General features: G+C 45.5%; 11 protein-coding genes. 5 read left to right on the forward strand and 6 right to left on the reverse strand.

What is annotated here, in order from left to right; all coding sequences use genetic code 11:
* Nucleotides 1–231 precede the first annotated feature (231 nt).
* The 3 genes from VIM72_RS24600 to VIM72_RS24610 all read right to left on the reverse strand — a co-directional run bounded on the left by VIM72_RS24600 (nt 232) and on the right by VIM72_RS24610 (nt 1,520).
* Nucleotides 232–588 (reverse strand): VOC family protein, encoded by a 357-nt coding sequence (locus tag VIM72_RS24600; protein WP_332005475.1) that lies wholly within the window; start codon nt 586–588, stop codon nt 232–234.
* A 138-nt stretch (nt 589–726) separates the two neighbouring features.
* Nucleotides 727–1,311 carry a hypothetical protein gene (locus VIM72_RS24605; protein ID WP_332005476.1) on the reverse strand — a complete coding sequence of 195 codons (585 nt, stop codon included), beginning with the start codon at nt 1,309–1,311 and terminating at the stop codon, nt 727–729.
* A 5-nt stretch (nt 1,312–1,316) separates the two neighbouring features.
* On the reverse strand, nt 1,317–1,520 hold the full coding sequence (locus tag VIM72_RS24610) for a hypothetical protein (protein WP_332005477.1): 204 nt from the start codon (nt 1,518–1,520) through the stop codon (nt 1,317–1,319).
* Nucleotides 1,521–1,665: 145 nt separating this feature from the next.
* On the opposite strand from VIM72_RS24610, the gene VIM72_RS24615 reads away from it, so the two are divergent.
* Nucleotides 1,666–2,799, forward strand: a complete 1,134-nt coding sequence (locus VIM72_RS24615; protein WP_332005478.1) for an acyltransferase — start codon at nt 1,666–1,668, stop codon at nt 2,797–2,799.
* Here VIM72_RS24615 and VIM72_RS24620 read toward each other — a convergent pair.
* Nucleotides 2,786–3,187 carry a barstar family protein gene (locus tag VIM72_RS24620; RefSeq protein WP_332005479.1) on the reverse strand — a complete coding sequence of 134 codons (402 nt, stop codon included), beginning with the start codon at nt 3,185–3,187 and terminating at the stop codon, nt 2,786–2,788. The two genes, VIM72_RS24615 and VIM72_RS24620, sit on opposite strands and share 14 nt — an antisense overlap.
* Before the next feature lie 212 nt (nt 3,188–3,399).
* Between VIM72_RS24620 and VIM72_RS24625 the strand changes: the two genes are divergently transcribed.
* The 4 genes from VIM72_RS24625 (at nt 3,400) to VIM72_RS24640 (ending at nt 7,465) form a co-directional block, all read left to right on the forward strand.
* The gene (locus VIM72_RS24625) at nt 3,400–4,476 is read left to right on the forward strand and encodes a helix-turn-helix transcriptional regulator (RefSeq protein ID WP_332005480.1); all 1,077 of its coding nucleotides are present in this window, start codon (nt 3,400–3,402) and stop codon (nt 4,474–4,476) included.
* A 40-nt stretch (nt 4,477–4,516) separates the two neighbouring features.
* A complete protein-coding gene (locus VIM72_RS24630; protein WP_332005481.1) occupies nt 4,517–5,599 on the forward strand; it encodes a hypothetical protein in 1,083 nt (360 codons plus the stop codon).
* 140 nt (nt 5,600–5,739) lie between these two features.
* Complete coding sequence (locus tag VIM72_RS24635; RefSeq protein ID WP_332005482.1) at nt 5,740–6,501, forward strand: SDR family NAD(P)-dependent oxidoreductase; 762 nt, start codon at nt 5,740–5,742, stop codon at nt 6,499–6,501.
* Nucleotides 6,502–6,568: 67 nt separating this feature from the next.
* Entirely contained in the window at nt 6,569–7,465 is an 897-nt protein-coding gene (locus VIM72_RS24640; RefSeq protein WP_332005483.1) for an AraC family transcriptional regulator, read from the forward strand.
* On the opposite strand, the gene VIM72_RS24645 is transcribed toward VIM72_RS24640, so the two are convergent.
* Together VIM72_RS24645 and VIM72_RS24650 are read right to left on the reverse strand one after the other, a co-directional pair.
* The gene (locus tag VIM72_RS24645) at nt 7,462–8,199 is read right to left on the reverse strand and encodes a sterol desaturase family protein (RefSeq protein WP_332005484.1); all 738 of its coding nucleotides are present in this window, start codon (nt 8,197–8,199) and stop codon (nt 7,462–7,464) included. The two genes, VIM72_RS24640 and VIM72_RS24645, sit on opposite strands and share 4 nt — an antisense overlap.
* Nucleotides 8,196–9,182 carry a GlxA family transcriptional regulator gene (locus VIM72_RS24650; protein WP_332005485.1) on the reverse strand — a complete coding sequence of 329 codons (987 nt, stop codon included), beginning with the start codon at nt 9,180–9,182 and terminating at the stop codon, nt 8,196–8,198. Before VIM72_RS24650 ends, VIM72_RS24645 begins: the two co-directional genes overlap by 4 nt.
* Nucleotides 9,183–9,262 lie beyond the last annotated feature (80 nt).

Genomic DNA, 9,262 nt, shown 5'->3' on the forward strand with positions numbered 1-9,262 from the left:
CTGAAAACTTCTGTAGCGGAATATTTTATTGCCAATAATGGTGTATCAAATGGAATAGTGCTGAAGAAGAACGGGGATTGGTATTTTGAATATTATAAAGATAATAAGCTGGTTGCGGAAAAGTTGTTGATTAAGTTTTAATACCGGTATCAATTGTTTTTTAGTATATGAGTATGTATCAGCAGTACAGAAAACGGAATCAATAAAAAAATTCCCTGTACTGCTGTTTTTTTACTTCCCTTTTTCTGTCAGTTCAATCTTCCTTCCGTCAGGATCCTGAACAACTGCTGTATATCCCCATTCTGTTTGTATAGGCTCCCCAATAATGCTGATTCCTTTATCAATAAGAGTTTGAACAACCTGGTTCAGGTCATCAACAACAAACCCTAACCTTGTTGTATGATCGGCAATTTCGGTCCCCTTGGGTAACGGATAAATTTCCAAAACAGGGTTCTTACCAATACTGGCATAATGATATGGACCATTACCGTGCCTGTGATAATCAAACTCAAATCCAAGGCTTGAATAAAACTCAGATTGCTTATGCAGCTTATCTGTTTTTATAACTACTAAAGCTAGATTTATCATCTGGTAAATCTAGGAAAAAGATATCGTAATAATATCACTTCTCCCTCTCAGCATAGATCATTGTAAAGGATCCCCTCACCAGTAACAGAATACTGAATTAAATCCTCCCGCCTACCTGGAAAACCTACGGAATAGCGCCTAATAGCGATCTTCCCACGTGATAAGCATATTTTGTCCAAAAGGTGTACGCTTACCATTGATGTTTGCACTGTCAATCATACATCCGTGGGCCACCGGCCCTCCAAGCATAGCTCCATGCGCAAGCACCGTAAGCCTGAAACCAGTAAGCACATACTTCCTTTTCCCCATCCTGATCTCCAATACATCATTGGTGGCAAAAGGATATTTATAAAAATAAGTGGCCCAGGCGCGGTTCTTTTCTTTCTTATCAATAACAATTGCCTGCCTCCCGCTGTCAAGCACTACACCAGCTGCATTCCGGTGGATGGTAAACGCGCTGTCCCTGAAATCGGACGCCGGGAAATCACTGAAATAGAGGGTTAATTCATCTACGAGGGTCTTTTCATTACATTGCTGCGTTGCTGCCGCCAGATCTTTTTTACCTTGCCATACTGCCCACTTGTATCCAAGCACCAGCAGCAGGGGAATACCAATAACAACACCCAGCCACAGCAACAGCCGCTGTTTTCCATTTTTTAATTTAATGCTGATAAAGATTAACACAAGTAAAAAAAGCGCGACTAAAAGTATCAGGTTAGCCATAGATATTAAATTAACGTAAGGGTTCCTGGTTTAACCAGTACAATAAAACCTACCTGGTAACCCGGGTTATAATCAAATGTTCTGACAGATTGGGAGAAGCTGTTAAATACTAATCCGGTAACCGGTGGTTGCAGACCGGGCTTGCCTTGTTCACAGCCGCTCAATGAGGCTAAAATGAAACAATAAAGGATCACTGATCTTATATTCATGGTGGGTTTGGGTTAGTTGGTACAATTGCTAAATTAAGCAAAATCATGGGCAGCAGCCACTACTTGATACATTTTTCACCAATACTACCTCAATTTTACCTGCCACTTTCCTTTCCTCGCTTCATAGGCTATTTTAACAAGCGTTATGGAAAACAGCCTGTTAAAATCCAAGCAACATTTTGAAGTACTGGATGGTTTAAGAGGGCTTGCGGCCCTTTCTATTGTAGTATTCCACCTGTATGAATTCATTACTCCCGATTATACAAAAAGTCCCATTGGCCATGGCTACCTGGCCGTGGATTTCTTCTTTTGCCTGTCGGGTTTTGTGATTGGTTATGCTTATGATGAGCGGGCGCCGAAACTTGGCCTTCGCGTTTTTTTCCGCAACCGCTTGATACGCCTGCATCCTATGGTGATCTGGGGCAGTGTGATCGGCTTGCTGGGTTATATCTTCGATCCGTTTACCGGCACTGCCTCCATTGCCGAAGCAGGCGCCGGTAAAATAATACTGGCCTTCCTTTGTTCATTACTGATGTTGCCGTTCCCCTGGCTGCCGGGAAGATTTAACGGGTTATTCCCCTACAATACGCCGGCCTGGTCGTTGTTCATGGAGTATATTATCAATATCGTTTACGGACTGGTATTGTTACGTATTTCCAAACGCTGGCTGCTGGTGATGCTGGCACTGTCGGCCGTATGGATCGCAGCTGTTGCCAGGTACAGGGGATGGATCATCACCGGTTGGGATTCCCCTACTTTTACCGATGGATTTGCACGGGTAACTTTTTCCTTTTTAGCAGGACTAACCGTTTACCGTTTTAACCTGGTGATCCCCAACCGGCTGGGTTTCCTGCTACCGGGCGTTTTACTGCTGGGTATATTTATGTTCCCTCATTACAACAATGACTGGATCACAGAAATGATACTGGTAATGCTTGCATTCCCTTTACTGTTATCGCTCGGCGCCGGCACCACGGCGCATGGCTGGATACGCCGCTGCTGCGTATTCACAGGGCGCCTGTCCTATCCGCTTTACATGACCCATATATGGGCGGTATGGCTTTTCGGTAATTACCTGGCCGCTATGAAGCCGGGGAAAACAGAAATGTACCTGGCGGCTGCCGCGGTATTTACAGGTTCCGTTTTACTGGGCTATGTGGCGCTGCGTTTTTATGATGAGCCGGTAAGAGAATGGCTTACAAGAACAGCTCTAAAAACTGTGAAGAAGAAAAGTGACCCTGTTCAGAGCTTTCCGGCTTCAGATATTAATCTGAATTAAGTGGTTGCAGGATAATATTGGGATGCTCCGCAATGATCTCCATCAATATGTCAAAATAGGTTTGCCCGGTGCCATTATCGAGTGCAGCCAGTTTTTCAAGGAAGTGCTCCTTATTGAAAGGTGAGCCCTGCAAAAGCTTTTCTTCATAATATTGTTTCGTGACGGTATAGCCCAGCGCCTGCCGGCTCTTTTCTATATGTTTCCATACCAGTTTCACCGGCTCATTGCTCTTTATGGCGCCAAATCCGCCATAGAGAAGGTCATTAAAGGCATCAAGACTGTTCCCCAATTGCCAGCTTTCCCCGCTCATAAATACCCTGTTTATTTCCCTGTAAAAAGAGGGGATATCGGTGATCGCATCTCCATTGATAATAATTTGTTTCTCCATGCGTATTTTTCTTTTATAAAGATAAGGGAAACAACGGCTGCCCCCGGGAAATCGTACCGGCAAGGGGCCGGAATGAAGCGCAAAGTGTAAACCTATACCCGGATACCCTGCCACCTTGTGGCACGAGCCCGGAGTATCCGTGAAGCATGGGACAAGTATCCGGGTTTATGGAATTTTCTTCCCACTGCATCTTCTCCTGAAAACAAAAGGCTTTGTTACTATTTTACCTCGGCTGCGGCAGCATGCTCTTACTGGCATTTATCCTACTGAGCAATGTTAAAGGCATCAACACCGCAGCCAACCGCTGGATGGGAATTTTCTACCTTTTTGCCGGCTTTGCCATGCTGGGGGCTATTGCTGCACAAACCAATGCGGGCGGTCCATGGCGGTTCCTGGTTCCCTTGATGGAATCTACCCGGTTTGCCATGGCGCCGGCACTTTATTTTGCCATACTGCATTATACCAGTGTCCGATATCGCTTCAGAAAAAATGATCTCCTTCACTTTATCCCCGCCCTGCTTTTCCTTCCCATCCTCTTCGGGGCAAGCCGGTATCTGCCAGCCTGGATGGGCATTGTAGTAGGGCTAAGCATCAAATTGCAGATCATCCTGTATTGGATTTCCGGTTACCTGCAACTCATAAGGCACCAGCAAAACATCGCAAATTTTACCGCAGATACCACCCGGTCCGATCTTTCCTGGCTAAAAAACCTGATGCTGCTCACCGGCATCATGATCATTAACCAGTTGCTATCACCGTTCTTCAGGCATACCACAGGCACAACGTTTCCTTATATCATTTACCTCGCAGCTATTTATTGCTCCTGTTACTATGCGTTGAAACAAGGTGATGTTTTTCCGCCGCTATCCGCTACAGTATCACTTTCCACACCCGGCGCTATAGAACCTGCCCGGCTAAACGAAAATGATGTTGCAGCGCTGAAACAGCAACTGGATAAACTAATGCTGGAGGGAAAGCTATATACAGACCAGGAGCTTTCTTTGCCGCTCCTTGCAGGAAAACTGAACCTGTCCCTCCACGAATTATCATGGCTGCTGAACAAGGAAATAGGAAAAAACTTCTATCAATACATTAACCACTTCCGAATTGAACAAGCCAAAAAATTATTACAATCACCCAGCCATCTGCATTTAAGCATCCTCGCAATAGGATTTGATGCGGGTTTCAATTCCAAAACAACCTTTAACAGCACCTTCAAAAAAATGGTGGGTATGACACCCCGGGAATTCAGGGATTTAGTGGTGCGGATGGATGCAGACGGGCAGTAAAACCCACTCCTATAACTAGTATTGCAGAAAACGTAATACTATGAAGCAACTAAAATTCGGACCGGCTATGCTGGCTGCCACTCTCACCGGTTTCATCGCCTGTTTTGTTTTGTACCGCATGATGGCCCGTTACGCATCAGGCTGGGCGCCTGCCCCTTTCATATGGCTACTGTCGTTCCTGATGCTGCCGGCGGCCATTTCTTACGCCATCATTTGTTACTTCCAGTACCGGAAGTCCGAAAAGGACATCAGTAGAATACTGGGCACTTTTAATGTGATCATCTCCTTCCTGCTGGCCTTTGACCTCTACTCTTTCGGCTGGCAAAAAATTTTCCATCTCCAGATGGTAGTTCCTCTTGGAGTACTTGACCTGCCATTCAACAGTCTTGATGGCGAAACCCTCACCTGGGCCTATTTCAGAAGGTCTTATCCGTTTACAGTTACCATTGCCCTTGCACAGATATCAGGGTCCATCCTGCTGTTATTCAAACGTACCCGCCTGCTGGGATTGATCATGCTGGTGCCCGTATTGCTTAATATCATCCTTATCGACATATACTATCATCTCCATACATGGGTGTTAGTGCACGCAATTGTACTCATGTCCGGGACTATCTACCTGTTATGCCAGTATAAAACAGCGCTTACGGAGTTCTTTTTTCACATCTCCCCCAATATCTTAAAATGGAATACAGGAAAAAAAGCGCACCGGGTAGCCAGCATTATTATCCTGCTGCTCCCGCTTATCCTGTTACTTACCTATCACTACCCAGATAAACATCCCCGGTTTACCGGCAAATATAAAGTCGGTGACCTTTATATCAATAACGCGCCGCAACAGGTTCATACCTTCAGGGACAGTGTGCTCACCACCATTTACATGGATCTGCAGGATGATATGGTACTGGAGTTCAATCACTATAACAACCGGTATATAGGCACTTATCATTACAACCCGCAAACACGGTATATCAGCGCTCAATGGCGCTATCCGGCTAAAGTCAATCTCCGGTTTGAAGGTACTTTAACGCCTGTAGGCTACACTCATAACTTCCGGTTTAAGGGAATGCTGGGAGAAGATAGTGTGCAAATGCAGCTTAATTATGTGCCGGAGCCGCGTTAAAAAAAGTGGCTGACCAGGGCGCACAGGAAATTTCCCTGTGCGCTCCCTCAAAAAATCAGTGTAATGTATACATCTTACCGTCAGATGTAAAAGCAGGCGCCCCGAAACCAACAGAACTTTGTGTCATAAAACTGAATATTATGAACACAACCAATCAAAAAGTTGCCCTTATCACCGGTGGAAGCCGGGGCATTGGTAAAAGCATAGCACTGAACGCAGCCAAACGGGGCATAGGCATAATACTAACATACAACAACCACCCGGAAGCAGGAACAGCGGTAGCTGATGAGATCAGGGCGAATGGCGGCAAAGCAGTTGCCTTGCAGTGGGATTCCGTCAATGTAGGCGCCTTTGACGATTTTGCCGCCCAGGTACAACAGGTGCTTAAAAATGAATGGCACCGGGATACCTTCGATTACCTTGTAAACAACGCAGGAATAGCCCAGCGCTCACTTATCAAAGACACCACCGAAGAGATCTTTGACCAGCTGGTAAATGTAAACTTCAAAGGAGTCTTTTTCCTCTCGCAAAAGCTGATCCCGTTGATTGCCGATGGCGGGCAGATCATTAATATCTCTTCCGGGCTGGCGCGGTTCGCATTCCCGGGCGTAGCAGTATATGGGGCGCTCAAAGCTGCCGTGGAAGGGTTAACCAGGTATTTCGCCAAAGAGTACGCCGACCGGAAGATCCGCGTTAATACAGTGGCGCCTGGTGCTATTGATACGGAATTCGGAGGAGGAAAGGGCGACGAGAGCCATCGACAGCAAATTGCCGGTATGACCGCCCTCGGCCGCCTCGGCGAGGCAGACGATATCGGGCTCTTTGTAGCCTCCCTCCTTTCAGACGACAGCCGCTTTGTGAATGCACAACGTATCGAAGTTAGCGGCGGTATCGTTATCTGATCGGCAAACACCGGATGCACTGCTTTTCAAAAAGCGTTAAATTAACATCGTAAACACGCACATTAAAATGAAATATGTAGATATTCCATCCATTTCAGCACTGCATGATTTCTTTCGCTGCGAAAAGCCGGTGCATCCGCTGATCAGCGTTGTTGATCTGGCTAAAATAGACCGCTCCCACCGGCAACCCGGCGATGTATACAGGCTGAACCTCTACGCCGCTTCCTGCAAAATAGTAAAGGGGAATTTCGGGTATGGCCGTACTAATTATGATTTCGCCGAAGGTTCTCTGATGTTTACCGCTCCCCACCAGGCGCTGTCTCCCGATCCGGATATCAAAGTGATAGAAGGCTGGGGACTCTATATCCACCCTGATTTTTTACATGCAGATGCAAGAGGGCGTAAAATTACGGAGCTTTCCTTTTTTGGCTATGATGCCAATGAAGCACTGCATATCTCAGACGCGGAAAAAGTGATCCTGGAAGAATGTATCAAAAATATACAGCGGGAAATTGCCCTGAACCTGGACAAACATTCCTATCACCTGATCATAAGCAACCTGGAGTTATTTTTCGCCTATTGCACCCGCTTCTACGACCGGCAGTTCCTGACAAGAACGAAGCCAGGGAATGATATTGTACAGCAATTCGACAGGCTGCTGTCAGATTATTTCAACCAGGATTCGTTAATAGAAAACGGCTTGCCGGATGTGAAATACTTTGCAGCACAGCTTAACCTGTCTGCGAATTACCTTTCGGATCTGCTGAATAAATATACCGGTAGCACCACACAGGAGCACATTTACTTCAGGCTTATCGACAAAGCCAAAACATTATTGTGGAGCACTGAAAAACCTGTCAGTGAAATTGCCTATGAGCTTGGCTTTACACATCCTTCCCATTTCACCAAACTGTTTAAAAATAAAACAGGATTTTCACCAAAGCATTTCAGGAACCAGAACTAGCGGTCTTTTTCATCCGTACCTGCAGTAAACAGCGTACCAAAAATCCTGTCCCAAAGCACCGTGTAAAAACCATAGTTATAATGGGGTAGTTTATGATGATCATTGTGAAACCTGGTGGTACCCAGAAAACCTGATTGCAATAAAACGGAAAATCTTTTTGGTAAGATTTCTTTATCCAAATGACCTATGGTGCCCCAAAGCAGGTTAATAAAAAGGTAGATGGAAATGGCAAGGTAGGAAAATGGATAAATAAAAAGCACCAGCACAAACAAACCTCCGAAACCCAGTGCCTCTGCAGGATGCAGTACAAATAAACTGAGGGCGTTGGTAGATTGATGCTGATGATGCCGCAGATGGAAAAGCCTGTAAAATAAAGGAAGATGGGCCACCCGGTGAAAAACATACATCAAAAAGTCCATGGCAATAACCAGGAAAATCACTTCGATGGCGATCAAAAATATATTGGTACTGTCACTTACACCTAATATATCCATTTGCCAAAGCGAAAAACCCACAATAAACACCAGGGCGTTACACCCAGTGACCAACACCGACAACCGGATATCCGCCCTGGTCACCTTCTGCAACTCACCCTGCAAGGGCTCATTCCGGCTCAACCGGCTGAACAGCAGGTAGCAGCCGATGGATAAAAAAAACAAACAAACATTGATCACTATGCTGAGCAGTATAAGCTGTACTGCAGTGATATGCTTTAACACCTCCATTATATTCATATCGCTGCCTGGGTTTTATACCTGTTCCGGTACTCCACCGGCGTGGATCCCGTGATTCTTTTAAATATTGTCCTGAACGTTTTTAAATCATTATAACCTACCTTATAGGTAATGGCGGCAATATTCGTTTCCCCATCTTCAAAAGCCTTCTTGGCTGCTTCTACTTTTATCCGCTGGATAAACTCAATAGGGCTCAGCGAGGTGGCGTTCTTAAACCGGCGGATAAAGTTGCGTTTGCTCATATTCACCTGCCGGGCAACCTGCTCTACAGATATATCCGTTTCAAACTTTTTCTCAATATAGCTTTGGGCCTTATGTATTTCATCATCATTGTGAAGACGCCGGCCTGAAAAAATGGTAAAGATACTTTGTGAAGTCCGCCCGTAATCCAGGGCATAAAATTTACTTAGTTCTACAGAGATGTCTTTGCCACAGTTCTTTTCTATAAAATACAACAAGGCATTTAATGAGGAAAAACCGCCGCCACCGGTAACGATGGATGCTGAATAGGTAACCACATGATCGGCTTTAAAATCTATTAAAGGATATCTTTTCTGCAGGTCTTCTATGGCGCTCCAATGGGAAGTAGCCGGCATTCCGTTCAGTAAACCACATTCTGCCAGGAAGTAAGCGCCGGTGCAAAGACTGATCAACTGCGCTTTTTCCTCGTATTTCTTTTTTATCCAGTTAATCAGCTCCGTGTTCTTGGAAAGTAACCCGTTGATATCGCCCGGGCCGGTGCTCATAGGCGGTACGATCACAATATCGGTATCAACATCATCCGATATAGTTCTGCTGCAATAAAACTGTACAGGCATTTCTCCCTGTATCTTTTTACCTCCCGCCCCAATCAGCTCTACCTGGAAAGGAGCTGGCCGGCCTCTTTTTACAACGGCCTCGTTGGCGCTCATCAACAGCGCCGTGGTGTTGGAAACCGCTGTTGGCAATACATCTTCATATATTATTATCGAAATGTGCTTCATAACTGGTGCTGCATTGCTTCCTCAAAAATATACAAAAAATGGCACGAAATGCACTGCTCAATGTCACGTTTGCACAGCGG

This window comes from Chitinophaga sp., from assembly GCF_036569185.1.
In the GTDB taxonomy this organism is placed as follows: Bacteria; Bacteroidota; Bacteroidia; order Chitinophagales; family Chitinophagaceae; genus Chitinophaga.